This is a genomic window from Xinfangfangia pollutisoli, assembly GCF_020179405.1.
GTDB lineage: Bacteria > Pseudomonadota > Alphaproteobacteria > Rhodobacterales > Rhodobacteraceae > Pseudogemmobacter > Pseudogemmobacter pollutisoli.
Genome location: NZ_JAICBZ010000086.1, coordinates 1 through 15,707 on the forward strand (window position 1 = coordinate 1; position 15,707 = coordinate 15,707).

21 protein-coding genes are annotated in these 15,707 nt (G+C 67.4%); 16 read left to right on the top strand and 5 right to left on the bottom strand.

Going from position 1 to position 15,707, the window contains the following annotated elements; all coding sequences use genetic code 11:
- The 5 genes from K1Y73_RS18280 to K1Y73_RS18300 form a co-directional block, all read left to right on the top strand.
- The coding region (locus K1Y73_RS18280) for an SPOR domain-containing protein (protein WP_225029748.1) at positions 1 to 468 on the top strand (468 nt) is incomplete at its 5' end.
- Positions 465 to 1,478 (top strand): beta-N-acetylhexosaminidase, encoded by a 1,014-nt coding sequence (gene nagZ, locus K1Y73_RS18285; RefSeq protein WP_225029749.1) that lies wholly within the window; start codon positions 465 to 467, stop codon positions 1,476 to 1,478. The genes K1Y73_RS18280 and nagZ, both read left to right, overlap by 4 nt.
- Positions 1,471 to 2,286 carry a segregation and condensation protein A gene (locus K1Y73_RS18290; protein WP_225029750.1) on the top strand — a complete coding sequence of 272 codons (816 nt, stop codon included), beginning with the start codon at positions 1,471 to 1,473 and terminating at the stop codon, positions 2,284 to 2,286. Before nagZ ends, K1Y73_RS18290 begins: the two co-directional genes overlap by 8 nt.
- Entirely contained in the window at positions 2,283 to 2,930 is a 648-nt protein-coding gene (scpB, locus tag K1Y73_RS18295; RefSeq protein WP_225029751.1) for an SMC-Scp complex subunit ScpB, read from the top strand. The genes K1Y73_RS18290 and scpB overlap by 4 nt, the downstream gene beginning before the upstream one ends.
- A gap of 14 nt (positions 2,931 to 2,944) precedes the next feature.
- On the top strand, positions 2,945 to 3,157 hold the full coding sequence (locus K1Y73_RS18300; RefSeq protein ID WP_225029752.1) for a hypothetical protein: 213 nt from the start codon (positions 2,945 to 2,947) through the stop codon (positions 3,155 to 3,157).
- A gap of 192 nt (positions 3,158 to 3,349) precedes the next feature.
- Here K1Y73_RS18300 and K1Y73_RS18305 read toward each other — a convergent pair whose 3' ends face one another.
- Genes K1Y73_RS18305 through ccmI form a run of 3 tightly spaced genes read right to left on the bottom strand, consistent with a single transcriptional unit; the run spans position 3,350 to position 5,302 of the window.
- Entirely contained in the window at positions 3,350 to 3,589 is a 240-nt protein-coding gene (locus K1Y73_RS18305) for a DUF1289 domain-containing protein (protein WP_225029766.1), read from the bottom strand.
- A gap of 10 nt (positions 3,590 to 3,599) precedes the next feature.
- Complete coding sequence (ruvX, locus tag K1Y73_RS18310; RefSeq protein WP_225029753.1) at positions 3,600 to 4,085, bottom strand: Holliday junction resolvase RuvX; 486 nt, start codon at positions 4,083 to 4,085, stop codon at positions 3,600 to 3,602.
- Positions 4,082 to 5,302, bottom strand: coding sequence for a c-type cytochrome biogenesis protein CcmI (gene ccmI / locus K1Y73_RS18315; RefSeq protein ID WP_225029754.1), 1,221 nt, complete (start codon positions 5,300 to 5,302; stop codon positions 4,082 to 4,084). The genes ruvX and ccmI overlap by 4 nt, the downstream gene beginning before the upstream one ends.
- Positions 5,303 to 5,563: 261 nt before the next feature.
- Between ccmI and K1Y73_RS18320 the strand changes: the two genes are divergently transcribed.
- The 8 genes from K1Y73_RS18320 (at position 5,564) to K1Y73_RS18355 (ending at position 12,974) form a co-directional block, all read left to right on the top strand.
- Entirely contained in the window at positions 5,564 to 6,811 is a 1,248-nt protein-coding gene (locus K1Y73_RS18320; RefSeq protein ID WP_225029755.1) for a sarcosine oxidase subunit beta family protein, read from the top strand.
- Between the two features lie 103 nt (positions 6,812 to 6,914).
- A complete protein-coding gene (locus tag K1Y73_RS18325) occupies positions 6,915 to 7,229 on the top strand; it encodes a hypothetical protein (RefSeq protein WP_225029756.1) in 315 nt (104 codons plus the stop codon).
- A 99-nt stretch (positions 7,230 to 7,328) separates the two neighbouring features.
- The gene (locus K1Y73_RS18330) at positions 7,329 to 7,652 is read left to right on the top strand and encodes a sarcosine oxidase subunit delta (protein ID WP_225029757.1); all 324 of its coding nucleotides are present in this window, start codon (positions 7,329 to 7,331) and stop codon (positions 7,650 to 7,652) included.
- Entirely contained in the window at positions 7,649 to 10,663 is a 3,015-nt protein-coding gene (locus tag K1Y73_RS18335) for a sarcosine oxidase subunit alpha family protein (protein WP_225029758.1), read from the top strand. The genes K1Y73_RS18330 and K1Y73_RS18335 overlap by 4 nt, the downstream gene beginning before the upstream one ends.
- A complete protein-coding gene (locus K1Y73_RS18340) occupies positions 10,656 to 11,219 on the top strand; it encodes a sarcosine oxidase subunit gamma (protein WP_225029759.1) in 564 nt (187 codons plus the stop codon). The genes K1Y73_RS18335 and K1Y73_RS18340 overlap by 8 nt, the downstream gene beginning before the upstream one ends.
- Positions 11,220 to 11,329: 110 nt before the next feature.
- Positions 11,330 to 11,734 (top strand): hypothetical protein, encoded by a 405-nt coding sequence (locus tag K1Y73_RS18345; RefSeq protein ID WP_225029760.1) that lies wholly within the window; start codon positions 11,330 to 11,332, stop codon positions 11,732 to 11,734.
- A 43-nt stretch (positions 11,735 to 11,777) separates the two neighbouring features.
- The gene (locus K1Y73_RS18350; RefSeq protein WP_225029761.1) at positions 11,778 to 12,203 is read left to right on the top strand and encodes a hypothetical protein; all 426 of its coding nucleotides are present in this window, start codon (positions 11,778 to 11,780) and stop codon (positions 12,201 to 12,203) included.
- 168 nt (positions 12,204 to 12,371) lie between these two features.
- Positions 12,372 to 12,974, top strand: coding sequence for a superoxide dismutase (locus K1Y73_RS18355; RefSeq protein ID WP_225029762.1), 603 nt, complete (start codon positions 12,372 to 12,374; stop codon positions 12,972 to 12,974).
- 105 nt (positions 12,975 to 13,079) lie between these two features.
- Here K1Y73_RS18355 and K1Y73_RS18360 read toward each other — a convergent pair whose 3' ends face one another.
- Positions 13,080 to 13,514 (bottom strand): TIGR01244 family sulfur transferase, encoded by a 435-nt coding sequence (locus K1Y73_RS18360; protein ID WP_225029763.1) that lies wholly within the window; start codon positions 13,512 to 13,514, stop codon positions 13,080 to 13,082.
- 104 nt (positions 13,515 to 13,618) lie between these two features.
- Entirely contained in the window at positions 13,619 to 14,482 is an 864-nt protein-coding gene (locus K1Y73_RS18365; protein WP_225029767.1) for an MBL fold metallo-hydrolase, read from the bottom strand.
- A 210-nt stretch (positions 14,483 to 14,692) separates the two neighbouring features.
- Between K1Y73_RS18365 and K1Y73_RS18370 the strand changes: the two genes are divergently transcribed.
- From K1Y73_RS18370 to K1Y73_RS18380, 3 genes are all read left to right on the top strand, one after another.
- Positions 14,693 to 15,028: a TraR/DksA family transcriptional regulator gene (locus tag K1Y73_RS18370; protein WP_225029764.1), complete on the top strand. Its 336-nt coding sequence runs from the start codon at positions 14,693 to 14,695 to the stop codon at positions 15,026 to 15,028.
- A 64-nt stretch (positions 15,029 to 15,092) separates the two neighbouring features.
- Entirely contained in the window at positions 15,093 to 15,335 is a 243-nt protein-coding gene (locus K1Y73_RS18375) for a hypothetical protein (RefSeq protein ID WP_225029765.1), read from the top strand.
- Between the two features lie 126 nt (positions 15,336 to 15,461).
- Positions 15,462 to 15,707 (top strand): Clp protease/crotonase-like domain-containing protein (locus K1Y73_RS18380; protein WP_404819105.1); only part of this gene is annotated, 246 nt, incomplete at its 3' end.

Consider the following 15,707-nt stretch of genomic DNA (forward strand, 5'->3'; position numbering starts at 1 on the left):
GCCCTGGCCGAAGCCATGGGCGCCGCCCTGGGCGAGACCGAGGCCGCCCCGGAAGAGCCGGTCGAAGCGGTGGCGCTGGACGCGAATGGCAATCCGCCGCCCGAAGGCGCGATCACCCGCTCGCCCCGGCCGCATGCCCGCCCGCAGCAGGCCGCGGCGCCTGTGGCCGCGGTGACCCCCGATCCGCCCCAGGTCATCGACCCCGCCATCCTGGCGCCGGGCACAAGGCTGGTGCAGTTCGGCGCCTTCGACACCGAGGCGCTGGCCGCGGCGGAATGGACCCGCATCGCCGGCCGCTTCCCCGAACTGATGACCGGCAAGTCGATGGTGATCCAGACCGCCGAAAGCGGCGGGCGCACCTTCTACCGGCTGCGCGGCTATGGCTTCGATTCCGAAGACGATGCGCGGCGCTTCTGCTCGGCTTTGGTGACCGAGGGCGCGAATTGCATTCCCGTGGCGCATAGATGACCGCGACCGGCCGCAGCGCGGCGATTTTCGGCTGCGCGGGCCCGGTGCTTTTGCCCGAGGAACGCGCCTTCTTCCGCGACGCCGATCCGTTCGGCTTCATCCTGTTTGCCCGCAATGTCGAAGACCCGGCCCAGCTGCGCCGGCTGACCGCCGATCTGCGCGATGCGGTGGGGCGCGATGCGCCGGTGCTGATCGACCAGGAAGGCGGCCGGGTTCAGCGCCTGCGCGCGCCGCAGTGGCGCGACTGGCCGCCGCCCCTGGACACGGCCGAAGCCGCGGGGCCCAGGGCCGCGCAGGTTCTGGCGCTGCGGGCGGCGATCATCGCGGCCGAATTGCGCGCGGTCGGGATCGACGCGAATTGCGCCCCGGTGGCCGATATCGCCCGGCCCGAGACCCATCCTTTCCTGATGAACCGCTGCTATGGCCGCGACCCGGCCCGGGTGGCCGAAATCGCCCGCGCCGTGGCCGATGCCTATCTGCAGGGCGGCGTCCTGCCGGTGATGAAGCATCTGCCGGGCCATGGCCGCTCGGTCGCCGACACGCATCTGAACCTGCCCACCGTCACCGCCTCGGCCGCCGAGCTTTCCGCCAGCGATTTCGCCCCGTTCCGGGCGCTGGCCGACCTGCCGATGGCGATGACCGCCCATATCGTCTTCTCGGCCTTCGACACCCGGCCCGCGACGCAAAGCCCCCGGATGATCGAGGTGATCCGCCAGGAGATCGGCTTTGCCGGCCTGTTGATGACCGACGATCTGAACATGGAGGCGCTGGCGGGCAGCCTGGCACAGCGCACCGCGGCCTCGATGGCGGCCGGCTGCGATATCGCGCTGCATTGCAAGGGCGATCTGGCGCAGATGGTCGAGGTGGCAGGCGCCTGTGGCGATCTGACCACCGCCGCCCAGACCCGCGCCCGCGCCGCGCTGGCCGCGCGCCGCCCCGCGCCCGAGGTTGACATGGCGGCACTCGATCGCCAGCTTGCGGATCTGATCGCCCGAGAGCCGCATGTCTGACGCCCCGCCCCAAGCCGCGCCCGCCGCCGAGGATTGGACGGCGCCCGAACTTCTGTCGCCGACCGAACGCATGGCGGCCGAGGCGCTGATCGTCGATGTCGACGGGTTCGAAGGCCCGCTGGACCTTCTGCTGACGCTCAGCCGGACCCAGAAGGTCGATCTGCGGCGGATTTCGGTCCTGCAGCTGGCCGAGCAATATCTGGGCTTCGTCGAACGCGCCCGCACGCTGCGGATCGAACTGGCAGCGGATTATCTGGTGATGGCGGCCTGGCTGGCCTATCTGAAATCCCGCCTTTTGCTGCCGCCCGAACCCGGCGAGGAAGGCCCCTCGGCCGAGGATCTGGCCGCCCATCTGGCCTTCCAGCTGGAACGGCTGCAGGCGATGCGCGAAGCCGCGGCGCGGCTGATGGCGCGCGACCGGCTGGGGCGCGATTTCTTTGCCCGCGGCCTGCCCGAAGGTGTCAGCCTGCACCGCAAGGTCAGCTATGACGCGACGCTGCTGGATCTGATGCGCGCCTATGCGCGGATTCGCACCAAGGACGAATTCCGCCCCTTCGTGATGGACCGCGAGCATGTCTTCACCATGGAACAGGCGCTGGAGCGGATGCGCGGGCTGATCGGCTATGCCGGCGACTGGGCCGATCTGACCACTTTCCTGCCCGAAGGCTGGGATGCAACGCCGATGGCGCGGCGGTCCTCGACCGCGGCGCATTTCGCCGCCGTGCTGGAACTGGCCAAACGCGGCCAGCTGGTGCTGCGCCAGGGCGAAACCTTCGCGCCGATCCAGATCCGCCGGGTGCCGTCATGACCGACACCGACGAGGAACGCACGCTTTTCGAAGCACCGCCCATTGCCGAGCAAGAGCGGATGGTCGAGGCGATCCTGTTCGCGTCGACCGAGCCGGTGACGGTGGCCGACCTGGTGCAGCGCATGCCGCATGGCGCCGATCCGGCCGAGGCGCTGGTCTATCTGCGCAAGCGCTATGAGGGGCGCGGGGTCAACGTGGTGAAAGTGGGCGATGCCTGGGCCTTCCGCACCGCGCCCGATCTGGGCTTCCTGATGCGCCGCGAAACGGTCGAGACCCGCAAGCTCAGCCGGGCCGCGATCGAGACGCTGGCCATCGTCGCCTATCACCAGCCGGTCACCCGCGCCGAGATCGAAGAGATCCGCGGGGTTGCGGTGTCGCGCGGCACGATCGACCAGCTGATGGAGATGGAATGGATCCGGCTTGGCCGCCGCCGGATGACGCCGGGCCGGCCGGTGACCTTCGTCGTCACCGAGACGTTCCTGGACCATTTCGGGCTGGAATCGGCCCGCGACCTGCCGGGGATCAAGGAATTGCGCGCCGCAGGCCTGCTGGACAGCCGCCCCGGCCCCAGCTTTGGCGCGTCGCGCGACGGGGCGGAAGAGGACGAGGCGACCAGCGGCCAAAGCGAATTGTTCGAGGATTGAGGCGGAGAGAGACGATGGATCTGAACCGGCTTCTGCAGCAGCTGATGAACATGTTCCTGCGCCGCGCAGTGAACAAGGGGATCAATATGGGCGTCGATTACGCCGCCCGCCGTGGCAAATCCCCCGCCGAGATGACCCCGGAAGAGCGCGACCAGGCCAAATCGGCCCGCGATCTGGCCAAACGCGCCCGGCAGGTCAGCAAGATCACCCGGCGACTGGGCCGCTGATTCAATCGTGCGGCTGACGCCGCAGGTTTTTTTCCTCTCGCCTCTGGCCTGCGGCCAACCGGCTCGTGCGTGCCTCCGGCGGGGATATTTTTGCAGAGAGGAAGGCTGCGGAGCAGGCCTTTCTCTGCTGCCTTCCTCTCTGTCCAAATATCCTCGGGGGGTCCGGGGGGCGAAGCGCCCCCGGCTTCGGCCTCAGCCCTCGGGCCGCTCCAGCCGCGCCTGGCGGCCGCCGCGGCGCTGGGCCAACTGGCCTTTGCGGCCGGGCAATTCGGTCATGATCGCGATCCGCGCCTCGGGCGAAAGCCGCGACCAGGCCGAGATTTCGTCGATCGTGCGGTGGCAGCCCACGCAGATCCGCGCCTCGGGATGGATGAGGCACAGCTTGACGCAGGGGCTTTGCACCTCGTCGCGTTTCCAGACCTCGTCCTTCACGATCCGTCCATCACCCGTCATCTCTGGCGCGCGCCATCTGCACCATCCGGTCCAGCGCGCCCTGCAGAATGTAGCCTGCCGCCACGGCGTCGATCACCTCTTTGCGACGCTTGCGCGACGTATCCGCCTCAAGGAGCGCGCGTTCGGCGGCAACGGTGGACAGACGCTCGTCCCAGAAGGCGATGGGCAGCGGCGTCAGCTTTTCCAGATTGCGGGCGAAGGCGCGGGTCGATTGCACCCGCGGGCCTTCGCTGCCATCCATGTTCAGGGGCAGGCCCAGGATCAGCCCCGCGACCTCGCGCGCGGTGACCAGCGCCAGCAGTTCGGCCGCGTCGAGGGTGAATTTCACCCGCCGGATCACCGTCGACGGCGTGGCCACACTGCGGCGCAGGTCGGAAATCGCCACGCCGATGGTCTTCTCGCCCAGATCCAGCCCCGCCACGGCGCCAGAGCGGGGCAGGGCCGCGGCCAGCGCGTCCAGATCGGCGCAGATCATGGCGCCAGGTCCACGGCGGCGGCGGCCTGCTCGACCACCGCCAGTTCGGCGGCGCGGCCCTGGAACTGGGTCTTCGCCTCGGCATAGATCTTCTGCGCCTCTTCCAGCCGGCCCAGCATGCCCAGGGCGCGGATCAGCTGCGCCCATTCCTCGGCCGAGCCGCCCTGGCTGGCCAGCCGGTCCTGCAGCTGCGCGACCATGCCCTCGATCATCGCCTGGCGGTCTTCGGGCGACATCTCGGCCGCGGCCTCGACATCGCCGGCCGACGGCCCCTTCAGGGGCGGCAGCGCGTAGGAGATGCCGGCCAGCTGCGCCACCTGTTCGATCTCGGCCCGGATCGCCGGCACCCAGGGCGCATCGGCGGGGCTTTCGGCCAGCAGCGGGTCCCACAGCAGGAAGGCGCGGTCGTAGCGGCCGCCCTGGGCGAACATCAGCCCGGCATAATAGCGCGCGGGGCCGTTCTTCGGATCAAGCTGCAGGCAGCGGGTCAGCGCTGCCTCGGCCTCGGGCGAGACATAGCCCTGCGCCTGGGCGATCAGGATTTCGGCCAGCGCGCCATGGTCTTCGGCGGTGGCGGCATCGCCCTTCACCTCGATCAGGCGGCGCTGCGCGGTGGCGGCCACGTCGAAATTGCCGAGCGATGCCTCGTTGCGGGCCAGAAGCTCCAGCCCGCGCGGATCGGTTGCCGTGGCAGGGTCGACGGCGGCGCGCAGCTTTTCCATCAGCTCTTTGAATTCCGCATCCGGTTCGGGCGCCTGAAGCGGCGGCAGCTTGGCCACATACTCGGCCTGCGCGGGGCGCACGCGCATGTCGGCATCGGCCTGGGCCAGACGTTCGGCAATCGGCATGTCGGGATACCAGGGCAGGCCGGTGCGGGCGTAGAAGGCCACGCCGCCGGCCATGGCCAGGGCGATCAGCACCGCAACCAGCCAGGCCGAGCGCGGCGCCACGGTGGCCGCGGCCACCGCGCCCGACTTGCGGTCGGCCTCAAGCAGGCGGCGGGCGATTTCGGTGCGCGCGCGCTGCGCCTCGGCCGGCTCTAGCGTGCCGCGCGCCAGGTCGCGGTCGATCTCGGCAAGTTGATCGCGATAGATCCGGACATCCTGCGCCGAAGCGGCGGCTCCGGCGGTTTTCGCCCGCAGCGCTGCGGTGATCAGCAGCCCGGTGACCCCCAGGGTCAAGACAGCCGCCACCGACCAGAAGGCCATATTTTCCATCCGCTTCGCCGCCTGCCCGTTTTTGCCGCATCTCCCCTGATCTATAGGCTGGGGCGGCGGCGCAAAAGGGCCCATTCGCCGCAGTCGGCGCGGGCGGGGGGGCGCGCAGGGCTGCGGCAGGTCGCCGCCGGGCCGCGGATGTCGCTTTTTTCCCGATTGTGCCGCGGCAAGGCGGGGCTATAAGCCATCGGCGTTCCAAGAGGGGGCAGGGCGAAGCGGCGGTGCTGCGACTCTGCCCACCCGCGATCCGGAGTATCCCAGATGAAGCGCTATTCGGTCTTTGCCATCGCCCGCGAGGCAATGCGCTATCACAGCGGCTGGGAGCGCGCCTGGCGCAGCCCCGAGCCGAAGAAAGCCTATGACGTGGTGATCGTGGGCGCGGGCGGCCACGGTCTGGCCACGGCCTATTACCTGGGCAAGAACCACGGCATCCGCAATGTCGCGATCATCGAGAAGGGCTGGCTGGGCGGCGGCAATACCGGCCGCAACACCACGATCATCCGCTCGAACTACCTGCAGGACCCTTCGGCCGCCATCTATGACAAGGCGCTGCAACTGTACGAAGGCCTGAGCCAGGATCTGAACTACAACGTCATGTTCAGCCCCCGGGGGCTGTTGATGCTGGCGCAGACCCATCACGAGGTGCGGGGCTATCAGCGCACGGTGCATGCCAACCGCCTGCAGGGCGTGGCGACGGAATGGATCGACGCGAAGCGCGTGAAGCAGCTGGTGCCGATCATGAACATCGAAGGGCCGCGCTACCCGGTTCTGGGCGCGCTGTACCAGGAACGCGGCGGGACGGCGCGGCATGATGCGGTGGCCTGGGGCTATGCGCGGGCCTGTTCCGACATGGGCATGGACATCATCCAGAATTGCGAGGTCACGGGCGTGACCTCGGCCAATGGTGTGGTGACCGGGATCGAGACCAGCAAAGGGTCGATCGCCTGCAAGAAGCTGGGCATCGTGGTCGCGGGCCATTCGGGGCAACTGGCCGAAATGGCGGGCTTCCGCCTGCCGCTGGAAGCCGTGGCATTGCAGGCGCTGGTCTCGGAACCGATCAAGCCCTGCATCGACGTCGTCGTGATGGCCAACACGGTGCATGGCTACATGTCGCAATCCGACAAGGGCGAGCTGGTCATCGGCGGCGGCACCGACGGGTTCAACAACTTTACCCAGCGCGGCAGCTTCCAGCATATCGAGGAAACCCTGCGCGCCCTGATCGAGACCTTCCCGATCATCTCGCGGCTGAAGATGCTGCGGCAATGGGGCGGCATCGTCGACATGACCGGCGACCGCTCGCCCATCATCTCGAAGACGCCGCTCGGCAATTGCTTCATCGATTGCGGCTGGGGCACGGGCGGGTTCAAGGCCATTCCCGGCTCGGGCTGGGCGATGGCGGAACTGGTGGCCAAGGGCGAGCCCGGGCCGCTGGCGGCCGAATTCAACATGTGGCGCTTCAAGGAAGGCCAGTTCATCGACGAGTCGGTGGCGGCCGGGGTGGCGCATTGATGCCGACCGATCGGCAGAAATCTGCGTGCGGACACAGCGGCGGGAACCCCTGCCGCAGGACGGGCGTTAGCCGGCAGAACCTGATCTGCATGGAGACACCCAAATGTCCGACCATACCAACCACAATACCTATGTCCGTGACACCCGCACCGTCGAAAGTTCGGGCGGCAGTGCCACCGGCTTCATCCTTGGCGCCCTGGCTGTCGCCGTTCTCATCATCGTCTGGGCCGTGCTGTCCGGCGCCGATGCGCCCAGCCCGGCCGGCAGCCCGGCGGGCGACACCAACAATGTCACCATCGAAGCGCCCGACGCCCCCGCGGCCGGCGCGCCTGTCGAAACCGCGCCGGAACCTGCTCCGGAAGCCGCTCCGGCTGCTCCGGCGGAACCCGCTCCGGCCGCTCCGCCGGCCAGCAACTGACCTGACGACCTTTTCGGGTCGCCCCTTCTCGGGCGGGTGCCTTCTGGCGCCCGCCCTTTTTGCTGTGGCGCCCGCCCTTCTTCCTGTGGAGACCCGCCGATGCTGATCCTGGAATGTCCCTATTGCGGCGTGAAGGCCGAAGAGACGGAACTGTCTCCGGGCGGCGAGGCGCATCTGAAGCGCTTCGGCCCGGGATCGAGCCCCGAGGAATTCGAAGACTACATGTTTGCCCGGCAGAACCCGAAGGGCGTGCATTTCGAACGCTGGCGGCACAGCTATGGCTGCGGCAAGTGGTTCCTGGCCGCGCGCTGCACCGCGACGCTTGAAGTGTTCGGAACCTATCCGGCGCAAAGCAGCGAACCGCCGGCCGAGCTGGTGGAAAAGATCAAGGCGAAACGGCCGCAGTGGAAGGGCTGGAAATGAGCACGCGTCTGGCAAAGGGCGGGCGGCTGATCGACCGCTCGGCAGGGATGGAGTTCACCTTCAACGGCAAGCGCATGCGCGGCTTTGCCGGGGATACGCTGGCGGCGGCCTTGCTGGCCAATGACCAGATGCTGGTGGGGCGCAGCTTCAAGTATCACCGTCCGCGCGGCATCGTCGCCTCGGGCGCCGAAGAACCCAATGCGCTGGTCAACCTGGGCACGGGCGCGCGGCTGGAGCCGAACCAGCGCACCACCACGACCGAACTGTTCGACGGGCTGGCCGCGACCAGCCAGAACCACTGGCCAAGCCTTGAGCTGGATATCGGCGTTCTGAACAACGCCTTCGCCCGCTTCCTGCCGGCCGGGTTCTATTACAAGACCTTCATGCATCCGCGCCCGTTCTGGAAACATGTGTTCGAGCCGGTGATCCGCCAGTCGGCCGGACTGGGCAAGGTTCCGACCGATCCGGATGCCGACCGCTACGAACAGGCCTATGCCTATTGCGACCTTCTGGTCGTGGGCGGCGGTGTGGCCGGCCTGCAGGCGGCGCGGATCGCGGGCGCCTCGGGCGCGCGGGTCATCGTGCTGGAACAAAGCCCGCATTGGGGCGGGCGCGCGCCGGTTGATGGCGATGTGATCGACGGGGCGCCGGCGGCGGACTGGATCAACGCCACGCTGCAAGCGCTGGAAAAGATGGAGAATGTGACGCTGCGCAGCCGCACCATGGCCCATGGCGTTTTCGACCATGGCTATGTGCTGGCCGAAGAGCGCGTGGCCGATCACACGCCCGGCGACGGGCGGCCGAGAAAGCGGCTCTGGCGGATCCGTGCCGCCAAGGTGCTGACCGCGACCGGCGCGATCGAGCGGCCGCTGTCTTTCGCCGGCAATGATCTGCCCGGCGTGATGCTGGCCTCGGCGGCGCGCGACTATGTGGTGAACTGGGCCGTCTCGCCCGGCGACCGCACGGTGGTGGTGACGAACAATGATGACGCCTACCGCACCGCCATCGCGCTGGTCGAGGCCGGGCTTTCGGTGCCCGCGGTGATCGACGCGCGGGCCGAGGTGACCGGCGCCCTGCCGGCCCGGGCCCGGGCGCTGGGCATTGCGGTTCATGCCGGGCGCGCGGTGGTCAAGGTCAAGGGCGGCAAGCGGGTGACCGGCGTGTCGATCGGCCTGCAGGCCGGCGAGGGCGCGGTGCTGGACGAAATCTCTTGCGATGCCGTCGCCATGTCGGGCGGCTGGTCGCCGGTGGTGCATCTCTACAGCCATTGCGGCGGCAAGCTGACATGGGATCGCAAGCGGGCGATGTTCCGCCCCGATCCCGACCGTCCGCCGCTGACCCATGACGGCAGCCCGCTGGTCTACCCGGCCGGGGCCGCCAATGGCGCGCTCTCGGCGGCCGAGGCCCTGGCCGATGCGGTCGAGACCGGCCTTGTGGCGGTCAAGGCCCTGGGCCTGAAGCCGGGCACCACGCCCCTTGGCCGGGCCGAACCGGCGGACGAGGCGCCGATGGATCCGGTCTGGATCATGCCGCAGGGCGCGGGGGCCGCGCTGAAGGCGAAGATGTGGCTGGATTATCAGAATGACGTGAAGGTCAGCGACGTGCAGCTTGCCGCGCGCGAGGGCTATCAGTCGGTCGAACATACCAAGCGCTACACCACGCTGGGCATGGCGACCGATCAAGGGAAACTGTCGAATATCAACGGTCTGGCCGTTCTGGCCGGCGCCCTGTCGGAAGACATTCCCGCCGTCGGCACCACCACCTTCCGCCCGCCCTATACGCCCGTCACTCTGGGCGCGCTGGCGGGCGAGGCGCGGGGCGAGATCTTCCAGCCGCTGCGCCGCACGCCCATGCAGGACTGGCATCAGGCCCAGGGCGCCTATCTGGAACCCGTGGGCCTGTGGCGCCGGCCCTATTGCTATCCGCGCGCGGGCGAGACGCATGAACAGGCGGTTCACCGCGAGATCCTGAACACCCGCAGCAATGTGGGGATGCTGGACGCCTCGACCCTGGGCAAGATCCTGGTGAAGGGCCCCGATGCGGGCCGCTTCATGGACATGCTGTATACCAATGTCATGTCCACCCTGCCGGTCGGCAAATGCCGCTATGGGCTGATGTGCAACGAACAGGGCTTCCTGTCGGATGACGGCGTCGTGGTGCGGCTGTCGGATGACAGCTGGCTGTGCCACACCACCTCGGGCGGGGCCGACCGCATCCACGCCTGGATGGAGGACTGGCTGCAATGCGAATGGTGGGACTGGCAGGTCTTCACCGCCAATCTGACCGAGCAATTTGCCCAGATCGCCGTGGTCGGACCCAAGGCGCGCCAGCTGCTGGAGCGGCTTGGCGGCATGGACCTGTCGAAAGAGGCGCTGCCCTTCATGAGTTTCGCCGAGGGCACTCTGGGCGGCTTCCCGGTCCGGGCCTATCGGATCAGCTTCTCGGGCGAACTCAGCTATGAGCTGGCGGTGCCCGCAGGCCAGGGGGCGGCGCTTTGGGCGGCGCTGCTCGCGGCCGGGGCCGATCTGGGCCTGCAGCCCTATGGCACCGAGGCGATGCATGTGATGCGGGCCGAGAAGGGCTTCATCATGATCGGCGACGAAACCGACGGCACGGTGATCCCGCAGGATCTGGGGCTGGACTGGGCGATCTCGAAGAAGAAGGCCGATTACCTGGGCAAGCGCGGGCAGGAACGCAGCTTCCTGGCCAGCCCCGAGCGCTGGAAGCTGGTGGGCTTCGAGACGCTGGACGGATCGGTGATCGCCGATGGCGCCTATGTTCCGGCGCCGGGTGTGAACGGCAATGGCCAGCGCAATGTGCAGGGGCGGGTGACCTCGACCTACCTGTCGCCCACGCTGAAGAAGGGCATCGCCATGGGTCTGTTGAAGAACGGGCCTGGGCGCATGGGCGAGATTGTCGAATTCACCACGGCCGATGGCAAGGGCATGGTGCAGGCGCGGGTGACAAGCCCGGTATTCTACGACCCGAAGGGGGAGAAGCAGGATGTCTGAACCCGTCACCGCGCTGCAGGGCGCATCGTTCGACGGCTTTGCCCGTGTGCGCGAGATCGGCCCCCTGGGCATGATCACGCTGCGCGCCAAGGCCGGCACCAAGGGGCTGGACAAGGCGGTGAAGGCGGCGCTGGGCCTTGCGCTTCCCGCGCCACGGCGCATGGTCTGGGAAGGCCCGGCCGATGCGGGCCGCGGCATCGGCTGGATGGGGCCGGACGAGTTTCTGCTGGTTCTGCCCCATGCCGATCTGCCTGCGGCGCTGGCGGCGCTGGAGGCCGGGCTGCAGGGCAGCCATTATCTGGCCGTCGATGTCTCGGATGCGCGCTGCGTGTTCCGCATCGAGGGCGAGACCGCCGACCAGGTCTTGCGCAAGCTGATGCCGGTGGATTTCGACCGGCTGGAGCCCGGCGAATTGCGCCGCTCGCGCGCGGCCCAGGTGCCGGCGGCGATCTGGGCGGGCGAGGGAGGCTTCACGCTGGTCGCCTTCCGCTCGGTCGCGGGCTATGTGATGGGGCTTTTGTCCCATTCGGCACAGCCGGGATCGGAGCTGAATTAAATCCGTCAGGGCAAATACGCCGTCTTGACGGCGATGAATGCGGCTGAAACTCTGACCGGAAAGAATCCGATGTCAGGTGAATTATGAATTTCCTTCGCTCTGCCGCTGCAATGGCCCTTTCGGCGGCAACCCTGCTTGTTGCCGGTACGGGCCTGGCCCATTCGGCCGAACAGGCCTATGAATGCACCTTCCGCCAGATCCCGGCCAATGGCGGCTGGTTGGCCGAGAATGTGATCTTTTCCTATGCGCCGGAAAAGACCTCGATCGTGGTCTATGACGGGATCATTCATGAATATGTTGGCCATCCGATCGATGCCAAGATTTCAAACGATACGGCCAATCGGCTGACGATGTCCTGGACGGTCAAGGCGTCGAGCGCGTCAAATCAGAAGACCACGATGATCTATCGTCTGACCATGGCAAAGGCCGATATGAAGGCGATGCTGACAGCGATTCCGCAAGGCTATGAGGGCACTTATACGGCCCAGGGCACGTGCAAGAAGATCAAATCCTGACCGGCCTGTGACAGTGGTTTTTTCTGCCGGTGGGATCGCGATGGTGCGACGCCTGATCTGGACCTGCGGGGTGATCGCTTTGTCGGCGATTCCCGCCCGGGCCGAAAAGAATGTGCTGCGCATCTATGAATGCGTATTCTCGGTTCCCGAAGCCGAGCGCAGCTATTTACCCGAGGTTCTGGCGGTGTCCTATTGGACCTGGGGCGAAAGCGCCCTGGTCTCGGATCCGATGGTCGAGGCCGCATACGGGGCGCCGATCGAGGCGAAGCTGGAAAAAGGGAAGGGGCCGCGGGTCAATATCTCCTGGACGCTGCGGCTGAAGCCGCCGGGAAGACGGTCGGCGAATTCGGAGTTTCGGCTCAGCATCGACAAGGCAAGTCTTCAGGCGCAGATCAGCTCTTGGGTGATGGGGCGATACCAGACCGACCTGCATCTGGTTCAGGGCAGCTGCCGGGTGGCCAAAACCTGAGCCGGTCGCCAGGGCGGGCTGGCGCTTCCGCCCGGCATATTCTTCCGTGCGCAGGGAACCCGGGGCCTGTGCGGGGGTTATCCCCCGAAGGGCCGCCCGCAGGGGTTGACCTTGCCTGCCCGAAGGCCCTTATTCGACGCAGTCAATTCCCCGAACAGGAGCAGGACCATGGCTTTCACCCTTCCCGATCTTCCCTATGCCCATGATGCGCTGGCATCGCTTGGCATGTCGAAGGAGACGCTCGAATATCACCACGACCTGCACCACAAGGCCTATGTCGACAATGGCAACAAGCTGATCGCCGGCACCGAATGGGAAGGCAAGTCGCTGGAAGACATCGTCAAGGGCACTTATCAGGCCGGTGCGGTCGCCCAGAACGGCATCTTCAACAACGCCTCGCAGCACTGGAATCACAACCTGTTCTGGGAAGTGATGGGCCCGGGCGAAGACAAGAAGATCCCCGGTGCGCTGGAAAAGGCGCTGACCGAGGCCTTCGGGTCGGTCGCGAAGTTCAAGGAAGATTTCGCCGCCGCCGGTGCGGGTCAGTTCGGCTCGGGCTGGGCCTGGCTCGTGAAGGACAAGGATGGCAGCCTGAAGGTCACCAAGACCGAGAACGGGGTGAACCCGCTGTGCTTCGGCCAGACCGCGCTTCTGGGCTGCGACGTCTGGGAACACAGCTATTACATCGACTTCCGCAACAAGCGGCCGGCCTATCTGACCAACTTCCTGGACAAGCTGGTCAATTGGGAAGCCGTCGCCTCCAAGCTGTAAGTCTGGCGGCAGGCAAAGATCAGGCCCCGCGGCGCTGCCGCGGGGCCTTTGATTTTTCGCCGATCCCTCTCGCGAAGGATCGCTTGTTGCGGAAGGGGTCGTGCCTCAGCCCGCCTTGGCGGCCGCCAGCGCGTCGATCTGCGGGCGCAGCGGTTCCAGATTGTAGCCGAAGCGCGCCGGGATGCCGATCAGATCGTCGGTCGGCTGATGCCCGGCCTCGCCCAGGGCCCAGACGCAGGACGAGCGGTTGCCCGAGGCGCAATAGGCGAAGACCGGGCCGCCGGCACGGGCGCGGGCCTCGGACTGGGCCTTTACATTGTCCAGCGTCATCGCGCCGCCGATCACCGGATTGGCGACGAAGACCAGACCCAGCGCCTCGGCCGCCTGCTGCATCACCGGCGTGTGCAGATCGGGCGGGATCTCGGCATCGGGGCGGTTGTCGATCACCATCACATAGCCCGCGGCCTTGATCGCGGGCAGGTCTTCGGGGGTGATCTGGGGCGAGACTGCATAATCGGCGGTCAGCGGGCGAAGGTCCATCTGTGCATCCTTGCTGGCGGGCTTGCGCCCAGAATAGAAGCGCCGGGCCCGGCGCGAAAGACCCAAGCGCCGGTCGCGACCCCTGCGGGCGGGATCGCGCGGTCCTACAGGCCGTTGACCGGCACTTTCAGGTAGCTCAGCCCGTTCTCTTCGGGCTCGGGCATCTGGCCCGCGCGCATGTTCACCTGCAGCGAGGGGATGATCAGCTTCGGCATCGACAGGGTCGCATCGCGCTTCTGCCGCATCTCGACGAATTCCGCGCGGGTCTTGCCGCCGCCGATATGGATGTTGCGGGCGCGTTCCTCGGCCACGGTGGTTTCCCAGGCATATTGGTCGCGGCCGGGCGCCTTGTAATCATGGCAGACGAAGATCCGGGTCGCGTCGGGCAGGGCCAGGATCTTCTGCATCGAGTCCCACAGATCCTCGGCCGAGCCGCCGGGGAAATCGCAGCGCGCCGTGCCGTAATCGGGCATGAACAGCGTATCGCCCACAAAGGCCGCATCGCCGATCACATAGGTCAGGCAGGCCGGCGTATGGCCGGGCGTATGCAGCACCTCGCCGCGCAGCTGGCCGATCATGAACGTGTCGCCCTCGACGAACAGCCTGTCGAACTGGCTGCCGTCGCGCTGAAATTCGGTGCCCTCGTTGAAGATCTTGCCGAACGTGTCCTGCACCACGGTGATCCGGTCGCCAATGCCGATCTTGCCGCCCAGCCGGTCCTGCAGATAGGGCGCGGCCGACAGGTGGTCGGCATGGACATGGGTTTCCAGCAGCCATTCGGTCGTCCAGCCCTTGTCGCGCACGAAGGCCACGACCGCATCGGCCGAACGGGTGTCGGTGCGCCCCGAGGCATAGTCGAAATCCAGAACGGAATCGACCACCGCGCAGGCGCTGCCCTGCGGATCGCGCACCACATAGGTGACGGTGTTGGTGGCCTCGTCAAAGAAGGCATGGACTTCGGGCTGCATGGGCGCGGGCATCGGCGCTTCTCCTTCTTTTCGGCCGGAGCCTTACAGATTTCGCCGCAAGCCGACCGGAATGCGCTATCCTGTCAAGGTCAATCTAGGGAGTCGGGTCTCGAATTACCAGTCTTGAATATGTGCGCGGCGGGTCTTGATCTGCGTCAAGGCGGTTGCGGCAGGAAAATGCCAGGTTCCGCACAGAAAAAGGAGTGTCGCATGTCGGCGATCGAAAACAGGGCCGAAGAGCGCCGGGCCGCATTGACGGCGCGGCGCGCGGAATTGACCGGCCGGCTGGCGGCGATCGAGACCGAGCTTGATTCGCACAACAACCGCGATTGGGAAGAACTGGCGGTCGAGCGGGAAGGTGATGAGGTGCTGGAAGCCTCGGGCCTGTCCGGCCAGCAGGAATTGCGGATGATCGAGGCGGCGCTGACGCGGCTGGATCAGGGCGAATACGGCTTCTGTGCCCGCTGCGGCGCCGAGATCGCGCCCGAGCGGCTGGATGTGCTGCCCTGGACGCCGCTGTGCCGCAGCTGCGCGGCCGGGACCTAGGCCTGCGCGCGCCGCTGGGGCGCGAAAGCCCGCAAGGGCGAAAGACCAGAAGGGGGAGGATAAGATGACCGGAGAAGAGGACCGCGATCTCGTGCGGCAGATGACGGAAGGTCTGACCGATCTGGCCATGACCGGGCAGCGTGCGGCGCTGGGCGCCTTGCAGGCGGAAATGCTGGCGCTTGCGGCGATGATCCCGGGCGTGGTGCCGGGCGCGCTGGCCGGCATGGCGGCCCCACCCCGGGACGAGGCACGGCGGCGCGAGATCGAGGCCGAGATCGAGGCCGGTTTCGACAATATGCCGGTGTGACGGCGGCCCCGGGGCTTCGCGGCGGGCCCTTGCGGCGGGACTTTGGGCCGGCAAGGCTTGCCAAGTCACGGGCATTGCTTGTTAACTCGGGTCTGTCAGGTGTTGGGCGGCGGGGTTGCAGGCAGAATGGCCGCTGAGGGGGGCGAGGTCAGAACCGAACGGGCGGGGCCGGAGGGCCGGGTTCTGGTGATCGTGTTTGATCATCCGCCTGCCAATGCGCTGGGCGTGGGGATGCGCCGGGCGCTGATGCAGGCGCTGGCCGAGGCGGCCGAGCCGGGCTTGGACGGCGTGGTGCTGGCAGCGGCGGGGCGCAATTTCTCGGCGGCGACGGCGGTCGATGCGGCGGGCGAGGGCGATCCGGCTGCCGATCTG